At 60.1% G+C, this 18,956-nt stretch carries 17 protein-coding genes; 7 read left to right on the top strand and 10 right to left on the bottom strand.

The window, feature by feature from the left end; all coding sequences use genetic code 11:
• Nucleotides 1-114: 114 nt before the first annotated feature.
• Together B7X90_RS12130 and B7X90_RS12125 are read left to right on the top strand one after the other, a co-directional pair.
• Nucleotides 115-696 (top strand): hypothetical protein, encoded by a 582-nt coding sequence (locus tag B7X90_RS12130; protein ID WP_292624792.1) that lies wholly within the window; start codon nt 115-117, stop codon nt 694-696.
• A 202-nt stretch (nt 697-898) separates the two neighbouring features.
• Nucleotides 899-1,441 (top strand): recombinase family protein, encoded by a 543-nt coding sequence (locus tag B7X90_RS12125; RefSeq protein WP_292624790.1) that lies wholly within the window; start codon nt 899-901, stop codon nt 1,439-1,441.
• Between the two features lie 12 nt (nt 1,442-1,453).
• Here the strand turns inward: B7X90_RS12125 and B7X90_RS12120 are convergent, their stop codons facing one another.
• Together B7X90_RS12120 and B7X90_RS12115 are read right to left on the bottom strand one after the other, a co-directional pair.
• Nucleotides 1,454-2,704, bottom strand: coding sequence for a hypothetical protein (locus B7X90_RS12120; RefSeq protein ID WP_292624789.1), 1,251 nt, complete (start codon nt 2,702-2,704; stop codon nt 1,454-1,456).
• A gap of 59 nt (nt 2,705-2,763) precedes the next feature.
• Complete coding sequence (locus B7X90_RS12115) at nt 2,764-4,479, bottom strand: hypothetical protein (protein ID WP_292624787.1); 1,716 nt, start codon at nt 4,477-4,479, stop codon at nt 2,764-2,766.
• A 298-nt stretch (nt 4,480-4,777) separates the two neighbouring features.
• On the opposite strand from B7X90_RS12115, the gene B7X90_RS12110 reads away from it, so the two are divergent.
• Nucleotides 4,778-5,851, top strand: coding sequence for a PA0069 family radical SAM protein (locus tag B7X90_RS12110; protein WP_292624795.1), 1,074 nt, complete (start codon nt 4,778-4,780; stop codon nt 5,849-5,851).
• A gap of 21 nt (nt 5,852-5,872) precedes the next feature.
• The gene (locus B7X90_RS12105) at nt 5,873-6,376 is read left to right on the top strand and encodes a hypothetical protein (protein WP_292624785.1); all 504 of its coding nucleotides are present in this window, start codon (nt 5,873-5,875) and stop codon (nt 6,374-6,376) included.
• Here B7X90_RS12105 and B7X90_RS12100 read toward each other — a convergent pair.
• The 8 genes from B7X90_RS12100 to B7X90_RS12065 all read right to left on the bottom strand — a co-directional run bounded on the left by B7X90_RS12100 (nt 6,373) and on the right by B7X90_RS12065 (nt 16,087).
• Nucleotides 6,373-6,783 carry a DUF1330 domain-containing protein gene (locus tag B7X90_RS12100; RefSeq protein WP_292624784.1) on the bottom strand — a complete coding sequence of 137 codons (411 nt, stop codon included), beginning with the start codon at nt 6,781-6,783 and terminating at the stop codon, nt 6,373-6,375. The two genes, B7X90_RS12105 and B7X90_RS12100, sit on opposite strands and share 4 nt — an antisense overlap.
• A gap of 49 nt (nt 6,784-6,832) precedes the next feature.
• Complete coding sequence (locus B7X90_RS12095; protein WP_292624783.1) at nt 6,833-8,461, bottom strand: long-chain fatty acid--CoA ligase; 1,629 nt, start codon at nt 8,459-8,461, stop codon at nt 6,833-6,835.
• Nucleotides 8,462-8,482: 21 nt separating this feature from the next.
• Nucleotides 8,483-12,073, bottom strand: a complete 3,591-nt coding sequence (dnaE, locus tag B7X90_RS12090; protein WP_292624781.1) for a DNA polymerase III subunit alpha — start codon at nt 12,071-12,073, stop codon at nt 8,483-8,485.
• Between the two features lie 173 nt (nt 12,074-12,246).
• Complete coding sequence (locus B7X90_RS12085) at nt 12,247-12,735, bottom strand: glutathione peroxidase (RefSeq protein WP_292624779.1); 489 nt, start codon at nt 12,733-12,735, stop codon at nt 12,247-12,249.
• Nucleotides 12,736-12,818: 83 nt separating this feature from the next.
• Entirely contained in the window at nt 12,819-13,082 is a 264-nt protein-coding gene (locus B7X90_RS12080) for a hypothetical protein (protein WP_292624778.1), read from the bottom strand.
• A 49-nt stretch (nt 13,083-13,131) separates the two neighbouring features.
• On the bottom strand, nt 13,132-13,806 hold the full coding sequence (locus B7X90_RS12075) for an ABC transporter ATP-binding protein (RefSeq protein WP_292624777.1): 675 nt from the start codon (nt 13,804-13,806) through the stop codon (nt 13,132-13,134).
• Nucleotides 13,799-15,040 (bottom strand): lipoprotein-releasing ABC transporter permease subunit, encoded by a 1,242-nt coding sequence (locus B7X90_RS12070; protein WP_292624776.1) that lies wholly within the window; start codon nt 15,038-15,040, stop codon nt 13,799-13,801. Before B7X90_RS12070 ends, B7X90_RS12075 begins: the two co-directional genes overlap by 8 nt.
• A 111-nt stretch (nt 15,041-15,151) precedes the next feature.
• Nucleotides 15,152-16,087 carry an MASE1 domain-containing protein gene (locus tag B7X90_RS12065; protein WP_292624775.1) on the bottom strand — a complete coding sequence of 312 codons (936 nt, stop codon included), beginning with the start codon at nt 16,085-16,087 and terminating at the stop codon, nt 15,152-15,154.
• A 176-nt stretch (nt 16,088-16,263) separates the two neighbouring features.
• Between B7X90_RS12065 and purF the strand changes: the two genes are divergently transcribed.
• The 3 genes from purF (at nt 16,264) to B7X90_RS12050 (ending at nt 18,909) form a co-directional block, all read left to right on the top strand.
• The gene (gene purF, locus B7X90_RS12060; RefSeq protein WP_292624773.1) at nt 16,264-17,769 is read left to right on the top strand and encodes an amidophosphoribosyltransferase; all 1,506 of its coding nucleotides are present in this window, start codon (nt 16,264-16,266) and stop codon (nt 17,767-17,769) included.
• Between the two features lies 1 nt (nt 17,770).
• Nucleotides 17,771-18,478 carry an SDR family NAD(P)-dependent oxidoreductase gene (locus tag B7X90_RS12055; RefSeq protein WP_292624771.1) on the top strand — a complete coding sequence of 236 codons (708 nt, stop codon included), beginning with the start codon at nt 17,771-17,773 and terminating at the stop codon, nt 18,476-18,478.
• 95 nt (nt 18,479-18,573) lie between these two features.
• Nucleotides 18,574-18,909, top strand: coding sequence for a PilZ domain-containing protein (locus tag B7X90_RS12050; protein WP_292624769.1), 336 nt, complete (start codon nt 18,574-18,576; stop codon nt 18,907-18,909).
• Nucleotides 18,910-18,956 lie beyond the last annotated feature (47 nt).

Here is an 18,956-nt window from a genome sequence, read left to right as displayed (position 1 = left end):
TTCTCCAGGTTCGAGTTCGCATCCGAACCCTAACAGAAGATCGACGGTGGCTACCCTGTCAGGGAAACCTTCTTACACCACCCAGTGGGACACGACCGAGATAAGGCAAAAAGGGTGAGAGAAGAGGGCGTTTACGTTATCCGAAAAATGACCGGCAATGGCGGTCTTCCCAACTGCGGGCCTGATACTCTTCGCGTGGACCGAGTCCTCGTCAATGACCAAGACTTAGGTGTTAAAGGATTGGAGGGCGTGCTGTTCACCCTCATGCAGGGGATGCAGGCGATGAATATCAAACCCGAAGAGAGCACTAGAGAACCCATCGCCCAGCTTAAAACTGTAGCACCCCCTTCAAAAAAAATTGATCAATATTCGCAGTTAGCTGCGATGCCCCGCTCTGCACACCCACAGTCATCCAGTTTTAGCCTGATAGGCGTGTGGGCCCCCGAGGGGGAATATTGCGCTAGTGGCGCACCAACTACGTTCCGCTCTGACGGAAAGGTGGTTGAAGAGTTCGGGGCAGGTGCTTGGAACATTAACGGTGAGAAACTCACCATCTTGATGAATGGCGAAACGACCAAGAGCACTATCCGACTGATTTCGGACGACGACATCTTTGCATATTGGGATGAGGGCGGATCGACAAGGTATCGTCGATGCCCGGTCACACAAGATGACGAGCCGTGGTTTCCGGTCTAAGCCAATTTCTTCAGAAAATCGGCGCATCGACCCAAATTCTATCGAACATATTGATCAAAATCTCAATACGAACTGTGTGATTTTAGGTTTACCCGCCCAAGACATGCGCCCGAGACGCAAAAGACGTCTCCTTTCGGTTGACGCAGGGCATTCAAGACACATCGTGTCGTTGGTCTAAACTCAACCGAGACAGGAGGCACGGATGATTGTCGGATATGCGCGCGTAAGTTCCAGCGGCCAAAACCTTGAAGTCCAGCATGACCAACTCGCCGCTGCTGGCTGCGACAAGGTATTTTCCGAAAAGCGCAGCGGTCGCACGACCGATGGCCGGGATGCGCTGGCCGATGCGATCGATTTCGTGCGCGAGGGTGATGTTCTGGCCGTGACGCGGCTCGACCGGCTGGCGCGTTCGGTAATCGACCTTCACCATATTGTGATCCGGCTTGCGGCGAAGGGCTGCGGCCTGCGCGTGCTCCAGCAATCCGGCATCGACACGACCACCAGCACCGGCAAGCTCACCCTTTCTATTCTGGGTGCAGTCGCGGAGTTCGAGGCTGACATCCGAAAGGAGCGCCAGCGCGACGGTATCGACCGTGCTAAGGCGAACGGCGTCTATCGTGGCCGCAAGCCCAGTATCGACACCGCTCGGATCGAAACACTTATGGCGGCGGGTATGAACCCCGCCGCCATTGCGCGTGAAATGGGCATCGGGCGCGCCAGCGTGTATCGCCTTATGCAGACATGAATGCCACTTTGCCTATTCGCCCTCTTTGGCACCGCCAATCTTGGCGAAGCTGGTGCGTTGCCGCCGAACATGCGCGATGGGATCGGCATGGTCGAACATTGTCCGCAATGCCCGATACGCCTTGATGATATAGTCTGGGGCAAGCTTGCTCGACCATGCGCTTGGCATCTCCATCACCGAGTTCGCATCGTCAATGCCGCGAAGCAGGCTCTCGTGATTGTGATTGATGGCGATTTCATGCCCCAGCATATCCCAGCCTGACTGCCGAGTTGCCGCCGGAACGCAGAGGTCGCTGACCAGCAAGCGCTCGGCAATTCGGCTGCTCGTCACCGGGAACGGCGTTTCCCAGCCGTGATGAATATGCCCGCTGGGCGGTTTCAGTACCGACATGGCGAACGATGTAGGCGAGATATTCGGATAGCCGAAGACCAGTCCCATTGTGGCGAGCGTCGATGGCGTGCTGGTATCGAACGTGATGAGCAAATCGTCATCCCCTAGATGCTCCCGTAACGCCATCTGTAATGCGCTAAGCATGACCGCATGGGTCAACGAACTGACGCCGAGGAAATGAAGCCGGTTGCGTTCTGGCGTCAGCAGTCCGTCCGAAATCAGCCGCACCATTATTCCTGCGATATGGATATAGTCGGTGCGGCGCGAACCACCGAATGCCCAACCCTCGAACGGCTGCGCCTTGACGGCATCATACCACGCCTGAGCGTCTGCGCTCGTTTCACCCTGCAAGACGGAAAGGAAACGGATGTCCGCTGAACGATGGCGCGCGAAAAAGCTATTGTTATCCAGCGTGGCCATGAGTGCCGCGTTAAAGCTATCGAAGGGCAGTTGCCCCGGCGTGATGACGCGAGTTGGCACATCAAGCGTGATAGCTTCGTCCGCATGAGCTTCAAGAAAGCCCAGCGCCCATGCACGGGAACCATCGTCACACCACTGTGCCGGGTTGCGGCCAAACTGGAGCCCGCCACTATCGAACAGGATCGTGTTGCCGGGACGCTTGGTGAAGGTGCCGAACGGCAGAGGCGCGTTTCGACCAATATAGTGACCTGACGAGTGGAGTGCGCGATCAGTTGAGAAAAACGGGTTCGCCGCATCCATGAAATCCAAATCAGCCGGACCCTTCAAGCAAGCAGGTAGCCCGCCCGGTCGAAGCTCAGTAGAGGGGCGATACGGCATCTGGTGGCTCGATGGCTGACCGGCAAAAAGGTAGCGGGCGCGGTTCTTGCCACGCGAAGAATAGTCGCGGTTCATATGGGTAATCCTCAAGGGATCACGCCCATGTGATAAATCACATGGGCGTGATATTCACATCATGCGGCTTCTGCGACGGCGGCAGGCGCTGAGGGTTGCGGCAGACTTTCGACCCGTTCCCGCAAAGTGCGCGATCGTGTCGGCTGGTCGCGGTTCGGTTCGAGCGTCTGAATGAACGCCCGATAGGTCGCCACGTCGGTCGCCGCCTCAATCAGAAGCAGACCGTTCGGGTCGGCACACCACGTCAGTCCGCCCTGCCGCGAGAGGCCAAGCAAGCCAACCATCGCCCGGCGCAGATCATGGAGCATGACTTGAACCGTTGCGCTGCCCTGTACCTCCGCATCGAACGGTGCGGCAGCGGCCTTGTCGTTGGCGAAGCCAATCTTGCCCCGCCCTATCGTGACCGCAACGGGGCGATCCTTCTGCTTCTTGAGCAGCACTTTCATAAAGGCATCGTCGAACCCCGTCACCGTCTCGGGTGACATCATTGCGGATGCGACCGGCAAGAATGCTGGGGCCACCCGATAGGTCCAGATCGCGCCCATGCGACGCGGCTTGATGATAAGGTTCACCGCCTTGCCGTCAGCCTTGCCCGTGAATGTCAGCTTCTTGGTCTGACCAGCTATCGTAAGTGGTGCGGCAAATCCGTCCACTGGTGCTAGACCGAACTGCGCCGCATTCGCCTCGCCGAGCAGCCTTTCTGCAAGGCGTCGGCGCGTCAGGTTGTCGATGAAGCACTCGCCCTTCAATGAGTAACCGGGATCGATGGACGGCACGACCTCAAGGATCAAGCCGTCATCGCGACGTGAGTGAGCGATGCTGAAACGGTCACGCTCAACCAGATACATCGCATAGGCTGGAAGCATGTCGTAGCTGTCGTTGGCAACATCACCTTCTGGCACGTCATCGATGGGAATATCGCTCAATTCATCCGGCACGAACGCCGCACCGGTCATGAGCAACTCCCGATAGAACCGGAGATCGGCAGGCATTCCCGCCAACGGACACGGCGCAAAACCTGCAAGGCCGATGATGGTGGCCTTGTTGGCCGTCAGCGGGATCAAACGAAGCCTCCCGCCCTCGTTCCGGTATGCGAACAGACCTTCTTGCCCCGAAGAGATGCCCGCTAAAGCGTCGATTTCGACGGTGCCGAGCGTGTCGAACATCTCGTCCACTTGCTCGGCCGGTGTCTTCTCAGCCGTCGCGTCGGCTTCCCCGAGGCTGGGCTTCGCCGCCGCTTTCTTCTCGACCCGCTTCGTTTCAAGATATTTTTGAGCGAGACCACTGATATGGCCCATGCTCTCATACCACGTCACGAATGCATCATCGGTCAAGCCGTTATGCGCGTTGTGCAGTTGCTCCATCGCCGCGATGGCGCGGGCAAGCTGCGATGCCTCGTTCCGCACAGCTTCCTTATCAGCCTCCGGTGCCGAACTGACATTCTTGTTGAGCACGAGTTGCGCCGAGACATGATAGACGAGGCTCGTAGCCTCGTAGTCGAAGCCGATGCCCTTGGCATAATGGGTCAGCGAGATCGCGCCATGCTTGCGGATGAACCGATATTGTCCGCGCAACAGTAGCGCGCGCCCTTTCACTGCGCGGGTTTCGCGCGCTTCGACACCGCGAACGCGGCCCTGCAGATGGAGCAATTCCGCCTGATCCGTATCAGTCAGCGAAACCGGCACTTCCGGTCCCGTTGCGACCACGATGGCAAGCGCACTGGTTGTAGCCAGCGCAGCACCGTGAATGTTCGAATTATTCTGAAAACCAACCATATTTCACCTATCCGTCAACAGCCCGACCCAAGCTTTGGGACGCGATACGAGCCAGACACATTTCAACTGTGAAATGAGGCGCGTATTCGCGGGGTCGATCTGCCGACGAGCAAGGTGACGCGGTAATACCGCTTCGGCTCGTTGGTTTGGCGAGTGTTCCAGAAACCGGACTTCTACACAAGCAAAATTGTGATAGCCCATGTCTCAAATTGGAACATGTGCTCAGGCGTCAGCAATCCGTTTGCCGAACGCACGTAGGCCCTTCCCATGTAAACCTATGTTCTTTATATGTTCCAATATGAAGCAACCTAAAAAAGGCCGTGGCGCGACGCACAACGAGACCAGCAGTCGATTTAATCTTCCAATCCGTGAGCTAGATACCGACTGGCTAGATATCGAAGAAGCTATCGATGGCCCTCGAACGAAAACAAAAACAACCGTCCAATTGCTGCATCCAAAAACAATTATCTCTTATAATTCAAGCCCAGACATCGGATTTGACCGGTCGATAAATCCGTTGGTGGGCTGCGAGCACGGCTGCGTCTACTGCTACGCCCGCCCCAGCCACGCCTTCCACGATCTGTCGCCCGGCCTCGATTTCGAAACGAAGCTGTTCGCAAAGCCTGACGCAGCAAGGCTCTTGCGCGAGACGCTGGCAAAGAAGAGCTACACCCCCGCCCCCATCGCGATGGGCACCAACACCGATCCCTACCAACCGATAGAGGGGCGCTACCGGATCACGCGGCAAGTTCTGGAACTCTGCCTCGAACTGCGCCATCCCGTCACCATCACCACCAAATCCGCGCGCGTTCTGGACGATCTGGACCTGCTGACCGAACTCGCCAGACACCGGCTGACGGCTGTTGGGATATCGGTCACCAGCCTCGATCCGCGCCTGTCCGGCCTGCTCGAACCGCGCGCATCATCGCCCGCCAAACGACTGGACGCGCTGGAAAAACTGGTAAGCGCAGGCGTCCCTGCCCACGTGTCGGTTGCCCCGATCATCCCCGCGATAACCGATCACTTCATCGAAGCCATCCTCGACGCCGCCGCCCAGCGCGGCGTCCGCTCCGCCAGCTGGATCATGCTGCGCCTGCCGCACGAAGTCGCCCCGCTATTCCGCGAATGGTTGGAAACGCATTTCCCCGACCGCGCGGGAAAGGTCATGTCCATCGTCCAGCAGGTGCGCGACGGGAAGGACAACGACGCGCAGTTTTTCACCCGCATGAAGCCACAAGGCACTTGGGCCGATCTCACCCGCACCCGCTTTCGCATCGCCTGCCGCAAAAGCGGCATCGGAAAAGCCCACGTCGATCTCGATTGTACGCAGTTCGTCGCACCAGCCTTGGATGGTCAAATGCGGCTGTTATGATGCTGAGGTCGGAGGTGATCTATGTGGTTGAAGTTCCTCGTTACAGGCACGCTAGCGCTGGCTGCTGTGCCTGCCGTAGCCCTCCCGGATCGGGTTCCGACACCTCCCGCACAACCGGTGCGCGAAAATCCCAAGCCCTGCCAGCAAGGTTGCCTGAACCCTGTCGAGGCGGTCACTTACGCATCCTACCTCGGTGAGCGCGCTGGCGTGGCCGGAGAATTCGCCATGCCGGTCAAAGCGGTTGGATTTGAGAAGGATCGTCTATTTCTCAATTCCGAACTCGACTACCGTGATCGAAACTGCCTGACAGTCGTCATGCCGCTATCGGTCGCGAAAATCATGGCTGGGGGCGACGATCAGGAGACATTGCGCAAGTATTTTGGAGATCGCCGAGTCATTGTACGCGGCGTGGCAAAGCAGGTGCGCGTCAATTTTCTGACCGACGGCAAGCCAAGCGGCAAGTACTACTATCAGGTACACCTGCCGATCACTTCCACCAGACAGCTTATCAGGCTGCCGGGCTAACCCATGAAACGGATCAGCCGACTGTCCAGCACCGCCGCCGTGCGGTGCGGCAGGGCTTCGCGTGCGTAGTTTTCATCTTTTACCATTGCAAAGAACGACTTGGCATCGGGATACCCCATAACGAAGGCCTCGTCCCATTCGCCCGGCGGGCCGGTGACAACGCATTCCATCGGCGCTTCCCATACCATCGCGGCGCCTGAATTCTTCACAAGCGCTTGAAATGCCTTGCGATAGATCGCGTATGCTTCGGCCCCGCTCAGCCCCTTGCCGTGGTTGGGATGGTCTTCGGGATAGGCCGCCAGATCGCGGAACTTGATGAGGTTCAGCATGTGGATCGGCCGGTCGCGCGGAAGTGATTTGAAGACTTCGAAGTTCTCGCGGCTCGGGTCGATATATGTCTCAGTCATGGCCTCTCCACCGTCGGTTTGGTGTCGCTTTGGTGCATTTTGGTGCACTTCAGGCAACCTCGCTCCAGCTGTATTCCCGGAACTGTTCGCGCAGGTCTTTTTTGCTTATTTTTCCGGTGCCTGTGTGTGGAATTTGGTCAACGAATGCCACCGCATCGGGCACCCACCATTTTGCCACATGCTGCGTCAGGAACGCACGGATGTCATCCTGCGAAACGTCCATCCCCGGCTTGGTCACCACCACCAGCAGGGGCCGCTCATCCCACTTGGGATGATGCACCCCGATCGCCGCCGCCTCCGCCACGGCCGGGTGCCCGACGGCCGCGTTTTCCAGTTCGACCGAACTGATCCATTCTCCGCCGGACTTGATCACATCCTTGGTCCGGTCGGTCAGTTGGAGAGTGCCATCGGGGTGAATCAGGCCAACGTCGCCAGTATCGAACCACTGCCCCGCCACCACAGCATCGGCTTCTGCCTTGAAGTAGCGTTTGACCACCCATGGTCCGCGCACTTGCAACGCGCCGGACGTAACCCCATCACGCGGCAGGACTTTTTCGGGATCATCCAGATCGACGCAGCGAATTTCCACGCCGAAGGGCGGACGGCCCTGCATGGCCTTGACACTGACCTGTTCGTCAAAAGACAGCTCGTCCCAGTTCCACGTTTCCGCGCCGGTCGTGCCGATAGGCGACGTTTCAGTCATGCCCCATGCGTGCGCGACACGGCGACCGGCGCGCATAAATCGTTCGATCATCGCACGCGGCATGGCTGAACCACCGGTGACAATCGTCTGAAGAGATGGCGGAATCTCGCCGTTGTTGTGCGTATCGACATGCTGCAACAGCGCCAGCCACACGGTGGGCACACCAGCCGAACAGGTGACCTTCTCGCGGTTCATCAGATCGCACAGCACCGCACCATCGTTCACCGCCGAATAGACGAACTTCGCCCCTGCCGCCGCGCCCGCCCACGGCAAGCCCCAGCTGGCCGCGTGGAACATCGGCACGATAGGCAGCATGACGGTGCGCGAATCCATCCCGAACACCGGCGGGCTGATTGCCGCCATTGCGTGGAGCATGGTCGAGCGGTGTTCGTAGAGCACACCCTTGGGATTGCCGGTGGTTCCGCTGGTGTAGCAAAGCATACAGGCGTCACGTTCATCGCCGTCGTGCCATTCGGCCTGGCCGTCCTCAGCGCCGATCCATTCCTCAAAATGCACCGCAGGCTCGCTACTGTCATAGCAGATGTAGTGCTCGACCGTCGGCCAGCGCGGCTTCATGCGTTCGACAATCGGCGCCCAGACCTTGTCAAACAGCATCACGCGGTCTTCGGCGTGATTGACGATGTATTCCAGTTGATCGTCAAACAGGCGCGGGTTAAGCGTGTGGAGAATCCCGCCCGCGCCGACTGCGCCGTACCATGAAACGAGGTGACGGTGGTGGTTCATCGCCAGCGTGGCAATGCGATCTCCGGGTTGCACGCCCAGCTTGCGCAAGGCCTGCGTCATACGCAGGGCATCGTGACGGATGCCAGCCCAGTTGGTGCGGGTTTCGCTGCCATCGGCCCAACGGCTGACGATCTCGCGCTCCGCATGTTCGCGCGCGGCGTGATCGATCAGGTGGGTAACACGCAGCTTCCAATCCTGCATTGCACCCAGCGATTCTTGGGGCTGCTGCATATTCTCTCTCCCGATAGGCGTCTATTCGACGAGCCGCAGATGCCTTTCCGGTCTTGCGGTCAGCGCTACATTGGCAAGCCCTTCTATCGGAATCAATCGTTCGATTAAGTCACTGTCCAGTTTAAAATCATTGCCAAGCCGAACGAGCGGCTCTTTCGGCCCGCCGGTGCGCAGCCGCGCAAAGACTTCGCCCTTCGCGCCTTCCCCGCGCGGCAGGAGCAAAGCCAGTTCGGCGATGGCCTGCGGAGAACTGACTTCAAGCTTCAGCTGCATCTGCGAAGCGCTGCTGACCGAGGCCAAAGGCCTTGCACCGCGCACGGTGACGCGAGGCGGTTCGTCGGGATTGGGCCGGTCCAACTCGACATTGAGCAGCACGCACGTGCCGTCTTTGGCCCATTGCTGGAAGGGTTCGACCAGCGACTCTTCAAAGCAGGAGGCGGAAAACAGGCCGGAATTGTCGGAGAAGTCGGCCATGACGAAGTCCTTGCCCTTCTTCGTCTTGCGCTTCTGCACGTTTTCCACCAGCGCGGCCATGACCGCTGCAGAGCGGCCACCCGGCTCTCCGCTGCTGGTCATGAGACTGCCATAGGAGCGCGCGCCATTGGCCGAGGCGACGGCGCGGTATTCCTCCACCGGATGAGCTGCGAAATAGAAGCCGAAGTTCTCGCGCTCTGCCGCCATCTGGTCCGCCCGGCTCCAAGGCTTGGCTTCCGCCAGACGGGTTGCTGGCGCGGCGTGATCGTCTCCGCCGAACAACCCGCCCTGCCCCGATGTGCGCGAACGGGCAGCTTCATCGGCCACGGCCATCAGCAGTTCGCCATTGGCGATCACCTGCGCGCGGTTCGGTTCCAGCCCATCGAGCGCTCCGCCTGCGGCCAAAGCCTCCAACTGGCGGCGGTTCATTGATCCGGCGGGAATGCGTTTGAACAGATCGTCGAGCGAAGCGAACTGCCCATTGGCCTCCCGCTCGGCCACGATCTGCTCCATCGCCTTTTCGCCGACGTTGCGCAGGCCTGCCAACGCATAGCGAACGGCAAAACCTTCGCTGGTCTTCTCGACTGTGTATTCAGCTTCGGAATGGTTGATGTCCGGCCCGGCCAGCGCCACGCCATTGCGGCGCATATCATCGACGAAGATCGAGAGCTTTTCCGACTGGTGCATGTCGAAGCACATCGAAGCGGCGTAAAATTCGTGCGGGTAGTGCGTTTTCAGCCACGCCGTCTGATAGGCGAGCAACGCGTAGGCGGCGGCGTGGGATTTGTTGAAGCCATAGCCCGCGAACTTGTCGATCAAATCGAACAGTTCGTTGGCCTTGCCCTTTTCAATGCCGGACACGGTCTTGCAGCCATCGGCGAACCGTTGGCGCTGCGCGTCCATTTCCTTCTGATCCTTTTTGCCCATTGCGCGGCGCAGAAGGTCGGCATCGCCGAGCGAATATCCGGCGAGGATCTGCGCGGCCTGCATGACCTGTTCCTGATAGACGAAGATCCCGTAAGTTTCCGACAGGATGCCCGCCAGCTTTTCATGCGGATATTCAATGCTTTCCAGCCCGTTCTTGCGGCGACCGAACAGCGGGATGTTGTCCATTGGGCCGGGGCGGTAGAGCGAGACGAGCGCGATGATGTCGCCAAAGTTGGTCGGCTTCACCGCCGCCAGCGTGCGGCGCATCCCTTCGGATTCCAGCTGAAACACACCGACTGTATCGCCCGATTGCAGCAGCTTGTAGGTCTGTTCGTCATCCCAGGCGAGCGCGGACAGATCGATCTCGATGCCGCGCTTGCCCATCAGGTCCACCGCCTTGCGCAGCACCGACAACGTCTTAAGGCCGAGGAAGTCGAACTTGACGAGGCCTGCATCCTCGACATGCTTCATGTCGAACTGCGTGACCGGCATGTCCGAGCGCGGATCGCGGTAAAGCGGCACGAGTTGGGCCAGCGGACGGTCCCCGATCACCACACCCGCTGCGTGGGTGGAACTGTTGCGCGGCAGGCCTTCAAGCTGCATCGCAAGGTCGATCAGGCGTTTGACCTCAGGGTCGCGGTCGTACTCACGCTTCAGTTCCAGCACGCCATTAAGCGCGCGGGGGAGCGGCCACGGGTCGGTAGGGTGGTTGGGCACCATCTTGCACAGACGGTCAGTCTGGCCGTAGCTCATTTGCAGGATGCGGCCGGTGTCGCGCAGCACGGCGCGGGCCTTCAGCTTGCCGAAAGTGATGATCTGGGCGACGTGATCGAGGCCGTACTTGCGCTGGACATAGCGGATAACTTCGCCGCGCCGCGTTTCGCAGAAGTCGATATCGAAGTCTGGCATGGAAACGCGTTCTGGATTGAGGAAGCGTTCGAACAGCAGGCCAAGCTTGATCGGATCAAGATCGGTAATGGTCAGCGCCCATGCGACGAGCGAGCCTGCGCCCGAACCGCGCCCCGGCCCCACCGGAATGCCTTGCTCCTTGGCCCACTTGATGAAATCGGCCACGATCAGGAAGTACCCGCCAAAGCCCATACGGTTGATGATGCCGACTTCGAATTCAAGCCGGTCACGGTATCCGATGACTTCTTCCCAGACGCCCGCGACGTTGAGTTGCGGGTAGTCTGCGGCATCTGGCTGCGCGTCGGGACCAAGACACAGCAGGCGTTCCAACTCGCCATGGGCGGCTTCGGGGTAGTAGGGAAGGAGCCGCAGGACGAGGCCCTTGCGGCTGTCCTCGGCACACATCTGCGCCTCGCCTTCCTGATCGCCGGCAAGGCTGGGCAGGATCGGCTTGCGCTTTGGCGGCATGACCGCGCAGCGCTGCGCCACGACGAGCGTGTTGGCGATGGCTTCGGGGAGATCCTTGAACAGTTCCTCCATCACCTCGGCAGGCTTGATCCACCATTCCTTGCTGGAACGCGGGCGGTCTGTGCTGTCGACGTGGGTGGAACTGGCGATGCAAAGCATGGCATCGTGCGCATCGTAGAAACTGCGTTCAGCAAAACGCGCCGGATTGGTGGCGACCAGCGGCAGATCGCGCGCATAGGCCAGATCGATCAGTGCTTCTTCGGCGGCTTCTTCCTGCGCATCGTTGCGGCGGGCAATTTCGATGTAGAGGCGCTGGGGGAACAATTCCTGCAACCGGTCGAGATAGCCCTCGGCGGCGGCCTGCTGGCTTCCGGCGAGCAATTGCACCAGTGCGCCTTCTCCGGCGGCGGTGAGGCAGATCAGGCCATCGGTGTGGCCGACAAGATCTGCCAGCACGACATGCGCTTCGAACTCCAGCGGGCGATCAAGGTGCGCGCGGCTGACGAGGTGGCAGAGGTTGTCGTAGCCCTTGGAATCCTGCGCATAGAGCGCCAGCCAGTCAATCGTCGGGGCGGCGGGGCCGAAGCCGGTGGCTGCGCCATCGCGATCCGGGCGGGCGACGGCGAGCATCGTGCCGATGACCGGCTGCACGCCCATATCCTTGCACGCCTTGGCATAGGCGACGCTTCCGTAAAGGCCGTTGCGGTCGGTAATGGCGGCGGCAGGGAAGCCGCGTTCGGCTGCGGTTTTGGCAATGGCCTTGGGATCGATCGCGCCATCGAGCATCGTGTAGGACGAGAAGATGCGGAGCGGGACGAACTGGGCGTGGGGCATAAACGCAATGTAGCAACTGCTGCGCCGATTCAGGAGGGGGAGCGGTTACTCATCCCCAGTTGTATTCAGGGCGACTTGCGTCCCCGCGAAGGCGGGGACCTTGGTGTTGATACGCAACCCCGCCGTATATCGACTGAGGCCCCCGCCTTCGCGGGGGAGCAGGAAAGCTAAAATCAGAGCAGCTTTTCAATGTCTTTCGCAATGCTCTCCGGCTTGTCGGTCGGCGCGTATCGGCTTACCACCTTGCCATCGCGGCCGATCAGGAACTTGGTGAAGTTCCACTTGATGGCCTTGGTGCCGAGCAGGCCCGGCGCCTCTTTCTTGAGCCAGTCGTAGAGCGGGTCGGCATTGTCGCCGTTGACTTCGATCTTGGCCATCAGCGGGAAGCTGAGGCCGAAGTTGACCTTGCAGAAGCTCTCGATCTCGTCCGCCGTGCCGGGTTCCTGTCCGCCAAACTGGTTGCAGGGAAAAGCTAGGACTTCGAAGCCCTTGTCGCCATAGTCCTGCCACAGCTTTTCAAGGCCATCGTATTGCGGGGTGAACCCGCATTTGGAGGCGGTGTTGACGACCAGCAGCACCTTGCCCAACTTTTCGGACAGGTCGACCATCTCTCCATTGGGCTTCTTTGCATTGAAATCGGCGATGGTGGTGGGTTCGGTCATGTCAGGCTCTCCCCAATGCGCTTACCCCCGGAGGCTCGCACGGCCTCCGGGGGTGATCAAGCGGCAATTGTTGTGGTTTGGCGTCAGGCTGGCATGTCGGCGCGGGCGTGCAGTGCCATGATCTCGGCGGGGCTGTACTGACGGTCGCCTGCCTTTTCGATAACGAGCGTGGCGCGCTCGGCTTCCGGCATACGGGCGACCATGCGGACCATATCAGCAAAGCTGCCGGAATGAAGCGTGGCCAAGCCGTGGAACACGCCGTCTGCTGCCTCACGGCGCAGGACGGTGGCATGGTCTGACCAGAAGGAAGCGGCATCGGCAGCTTCGGCACGGATCGTGGTGTTCATGGGACGATCTCCTTTGCGCAATGAAACGCGCGAACGAGACCTTGTATCCCTATTCCAGCACGCCTTCGTGCAGGCGCACCACGCGGTCCATGCGCAGAGCAAGACGTTCGTTGTGGGTGGCGATCAGGGCGGAACTGCCCTCACCACGCACGAGCTTGAGGAATTCCTCAAGCACTCGGTCCGCGGTGGCTTCATCGAGGTTGCCGGTGGGTTCGTCTGCCAGCACCAGTTCGGGGCTGTTGGCCAAGGCGCGGGCAACAGCCACACGCTGCTGCTCACCGCCCGAAAGCTGGCTGGGGCGATGATCAAGGCGCTTGGCGAGGCCGAGCGCGGTCAGCAGTTCGGTGGCGCGGGCGTCAGCTTCAGCACGCGTTTTGCCGGCCACCATCTGCGGCAGGACCACGTTCTCCATAGCGTTGAAATCGGGCAAGAGGTGGTGGAACTGGTAGACAAAGCCGAGGTGATCGCGGCGCAGCGTTGTGCGGGCGTCGCCCGAAAGCTCGGATGCTCTGGTCCCGGCAATCTCGATCAGGCCAGAAAAGCCGCCTTCGAGCAGGCCGATGGCTTGCAGCATGGTGGACTTGCCCGAGCCGGACGGCCCGAGCAGCGCAACGATCTCACCAGGCTGAATGTCAAGGTTGACGCCGCGTAACACGTCAATGGTCACCCCGCCCTGGCTGAACGAGCGGCGCAGGTCTTTCAGGCGGACGACGGGATCACTCATAACGCAGCACCTGAACGGGGTCCGTGCTCGCGGCCTTGAGTGCCGGGTAGAGCGTGGCGAGGAAGGAGAACAGCAGGGCCATCAGGCAGATCGTGGTGATCTCTACCGGGTCCGACCGGCTGGGCAGTTCGGTGAGGAAGCGGATCGAGGGATCCCACAGGTTCTGACCAGTGATCCACTGCACCGCGTTGACGATGGGCTGGCGGAAGAACAGGAACACGAAGCCGAGCGCGAGGCCAGACAATGTGCCGAGTGCGCCGATCACGAAGCCAATGGTCACGAAGATCTTGAGCAGGCTTTTGCGCGTGGCTCCCATCGTGCGCAGGATCGCAATGTCACGCGTCTTTGCGCGCACCAGCATGATCAGCGACGACAGGATGTTGAAAACCGCCACCAGCACGATGATCGACAGCACGATGAACATGGCCACACGCTCTACCGCCAGCGCTTCGAACAGGCTGGCGTTGATCGTCTTCCAATCGGTGACGACAGCGATGCCTTCAAGTTCCTTGGTGATGGGGGCAAGCGTTTCCGACACGGTATCAGCGTTGGTGGTCGTCACTTCGATCATACCGATGGAATCAACGGTAAGCAGCAGCGTCTGAGCATCGGATATAGGCATGACGACGTAGGCGTTGTCATAGTCATAGACGCCCACTTCGAAGATTGCCGCGACGACATAGCCGATTTCACGCGGGACTGTGCCGAACGGGGTAGCGCGGCCCTGCGGGTTGATGATGGTGATGGTATCGCCCACCCGCGCACCAAGATTCTGGGCAAGGCGCGAGCCGAGTGCGACATTTCCCGATCCGGGCCGCAGTGAGGCGATAACGCCATCGACGCGCTTGTCCTCAAGCCGTTTGATATCGCCATCGGTATTGCCGCGCACCAGCACGGCTTCGACGCGACCGTTGAAGCTGGTGAGCAACGGCTGTTCGATCAGGGGCGAGGAATGGGTTACGCCGGGCGTGGCTTCAACCTTCTTCAGGATGTCCTGCCAGTTTTCCAGTCTTCCACCATAAGCCTGAATAATCGCGTGGCCATTGAGGCCCACGATCTTATCGAGCAGTTCGGCGCGGAAGCCGTTCATAACGCTCATCACGATGACAAGCGCGGCAACGCCGAGCATGACCGCGACAAGGCTGATCCCGGCGACGAGGGCGATGAACGCCTCTCCCCTACCCGGCAACATGTAGCGCTTGGCGATGGTCCATTCGAAGGGGGAGAGGATCAAGCAGCGGCCCTTTGAAAACGGTTTGCCGGTCGCGCGCATAGACCGCGCTGGCGGTTGCGGATGTAGGGCCAATCGGCGCAAACGGCAATGGGCCGAGATTCACCGTATGCTTCACGTCACAGGGCGCCGACTTTCCAGTTCGGCAATGCGTTCACGCATCTTGCGCATCTCAAGCACGCGCTTGGCCCGCTCGCATTGCAAGGGCAGCGCCGTGAGGACGGTTACGGCGACATAGAGTTGGAAGAACTGCAACCGATCCCCCATGGACCAGTCCATTGCTGCGATCGGGCCACCGCCCGAAAACGTCATCGATCCACCTATCAGCATCAGCAGAACCGGTAGCAGTGCAAGGATGGCGCTGGGCTGGGTTGCCGCGCAAACGACGACATAAATCAGCGGAAAGACCAGAAGCGGCCGCATATCCAGCGAGAACACTGCGACCGTGATCAGGACGAAAGCACCAACCACAAGGGTTGTCTGCGGGAACATTTCGCGCGGTGGCAGGAAACTCCGGCCCCGTCCAAGGCGACTGTAGATGAAGTGAAAGACCGGAAGGCAGGCCAGCAACCCTAGAGAGTGCCCGATAATCCATCGCGTAAAGTTTTCGACTACGGGCTGACCATAGATCACCCAAGCGGTGAACGCCCCGGCAGCACCAGACAGAAGCGGCACCGTCAAGACGATACCGATGTAGAACGATGCGACCCATTCGAGCGTTTCGTGAGGCCAGAACGCCTTTGCGATGCGCCTCCAGATTATGGCGGCGCTGGCTGCTTCGGAAATATTTATGACGGCCAATGGCAGCGCCGCAGCCCAGCCATAGCCCCAAAGCCCTGTCGCCAGCGCGCTGGCCACCGCACTGCTGACAAGCCAAGGCCCCCAGCGGTGTTCCGGCAAGTGCAACAACCGCCCGGCCAGCATGGCACTGGCGATCCACACCATCGCTACACCGCCGGTAAACCTGGCAAATGTGACCGAGCTTGCCGCGAGCGCAAGATAGGTCGACGATACTCCGGCAGGGCTGGCTAGAAGTCGGGCAATGCGCATTCTGCGTGAATGAACGATTTTGGTTAAAATTTCGGATGTTGAACGCGGCGCATCGCGCTCCAACGCTTCTGCGGACCACCCGCCGCAAGCTTGCACTTGCCATTATCGGCAAACGTCGCCATTTGGGCGCCAGCAATTGGCCGGCGCACATGCGCCCACGCGAGTCCACGGGACCCATGACATCACAGAACGAACTTTTCGACGCCACGCCCTGGGATGTTGCGCCGGGACACGCTGATGGCGATGATGACAAGCTGCGCGAAGAGTGCGGTATCTTTGGCGTACTGGGTGTTCGTGACGCTGCGGCGACAGTAGCGCTCGGACTCCACGCGTTGCAGCATCGCGGACAGGAAGCGGTCGGCATCACCAGCTTTGATGGGCAGGAGTTCTATTCGCGCAAGGGCATTGGCCACGTTGCTGCGAACTTTTCGACCGGATCGGCCATTGCCGAACTGCCCGGCATGGTGGCCTCAGGCCACGTCCGTTACTCGACCACAGGCGGCGCGGGCTTGCGCAACGTTCAGCCACTTTTCGCTGATCTCGCGTCCGGCGGCTTTTCGATCGCGCACAATGGCAACATCTCCAACGCGATGTTCCTGAAGCGTGATCTGGTGCGCAAGGGCGCAATCTTCCAGTCGACGTCCGACACCGAAGTTATCATCCACCTTGTTGCGACGAGCCGTTACCCGACGCTGCTCGATCGCTTTGTCGATGCGCTGCGTCTGGTCGAAGGTGCCTATTCGCTGATCTGCATGACGCCGCAGGGCATGATTGCCTGCCGTGATCCCATCGGCATTCGTCCGCTGGTGATGGGCAAGCTGGGCGATGCCATTGTGTTTGCCAGCGAAACCGTGGCGCTCGATGTGGTTGGCGCAGACTTCGTGCGCGAAGTGGAGCCGGGCGAACTGATTCAGGTCGATCTTGATGGCAAGCTTAGCAGCCATCGCCCCTTCGGCACGCCCGATGCGCGGCCTTGCATCTTCGAGCACGTCTATTTCAGCCGCCCCGATTCCGTCATGGGCGGCAATTCCGTCTATCAGGTGCGCAAGGAAATCGGCGCACAGCTTGCGATTGAAAGCCCGGCTGATGCCGATCTGGTGATCCCGGTGCCCGACAGTGGCGTTCCCGCAGCACTCGGATACGCGCAGCAATCGGGTATCCCGTTCGAGCTTGGCATTATCCGTTCGCACTATGTTGGCCGCACGTTCATCCAGCCTTCGGATGGCGCGCGCAATGCCGACGTAAAGCGCAAGCACAACGCCAACCGCGCGCTGGTAGCCGGCAAACGCATCGTGCTGATCGACGATTCGATCGTGCGCGGCACCACCAGCCTGAAAATCGTGCAGATGATGCGCGATGCTGGTGCGTCTGAAGTCCATATGCGCATCGCCAGCCCGCCGACCCAGCATTCCTGCTTTTATGGCGTGGATACGCCGGAGCGTTCAAAGCTCTTGGCGGCGCGCATGGACGTCGCGGCGATGGCCGAGTTCATTCATGCTGACAGCCTTGCGTTCGTCTCCATCGACGGCCTTTACCGTGCCGTGGGCGAAACTGAGCGCAACAAGAAATGCCCGCAGTATTGCGATGCCTGCTTCTCCGGCGAATATCCCACGCGCCTGACCGACGTGGGTGAACGCGACAACCCGGACCAGCTTTCGCTCCCGGTCGGCAAGGTTGCCTGACATGAGCATGAGCGGTCAGATTGCGCTGGTTACCGGTGCAAGCCGGGGCATTGGCTCGGCTACGGCCAAAGCGATGGCCGCAGCAGGCGCGCACGTGATCCTTGTTGCGCGTAGTGCCAAGGAACTTGAGAAGATCGAGGAAGAGATCTTCGAGGCAGGCGGCAGCGCCACTATCGCCCCTGTCGATCTGGCCGAACCTGACGGCATTGCCCGCCTTGCCACCGCCATTTCCGGCCGCTGGACCGCGCTTGACGTGCTGGTCATCAACGCCGCGGTTTTCCCAACGCTTACCCCGGTGTGGCAGATTGATGCGCGTGAATTCAATCAGGCGCTGACGCTCAACGTGCTCGCCACGCAGGCCCTGCTCGCGGGGTTTGACGGGATGCTGCGCAAGAGCAAGGACGCCCGCGTGATCGGCGTAACCAGCAGCGTAGGCGCCAGCCCGCGCGCCTATTGGGGTGCCTATGGCGCTTCGAAAGCTGCCTTTGACACCTTGCTCAATTGCTATGCACAGGAAGTGCGCAACACTGCATCGATCCGCGTGGCCGTGGTCGATCCCGGCGCCACACGCACAAAGATGCGCGCCAAGGCCTATCCGGGCGAAAACCCTGACAGCGTGAAGCCGCCCGAAGCAGTGGCTGACGCCATCGTAACGCTTCTTGGTGAACAGTTTGCCAGCCCACACCGCATCCGCGTTAACCAGGACTGATAACGCATAATTAACAAGCAGGGCCGATTCTTGGCGTCGGTTTGCCGGAGCGTTTCCGGCAGGCAGATGACGTCAACGGGTCAAGGACGCCCTGCATGAGTGCGACGGACTGGAACACGGAAGTCTATGGACAGGCTGCGCTTGAAGATCGCAGTGCGGCACGCTTGCGGGTCAACATCCCCGCCACTTTGCGTCCGTCTGGCGAACGCAGTTTCAAAACCGTGGTGGTGGACCTGTCGCTCGGCGGGTTTTGCGCAAATGCGCTCCAACCGATGCGCCCCGGCAATCGCTGCTGGCTGACGCTGCCAGGAATGGAAAGCCTGCAAGCAGATGTAGTGTGGTGGGATGCAGGCCGGGTCGGCTGCGCCTTTGCCAATCTGCTTAGAGCGGTTTTCGATCAATCCGGGTCATATCCGCATGAACTGAAGTAGTTGGCGCATTCTGGTGGCTTGAAGATGTCGACGAGGCTGCCGATCAG

Source organism: Novosphingobium sp. 17-62-19 (genome assembly GCF_002256775.1).
Classification (GTDB): domain Bacteria; phylum Pseudomonadota; class Alphaproteobacteria; order Sphingomonadales; family Sphingomonadaceae; genus Novosphingobium.
Note: the sequence above shows the minus strand (reverse complement) of the source record. Positions and strands in the feature narration are given on the sequence as shown.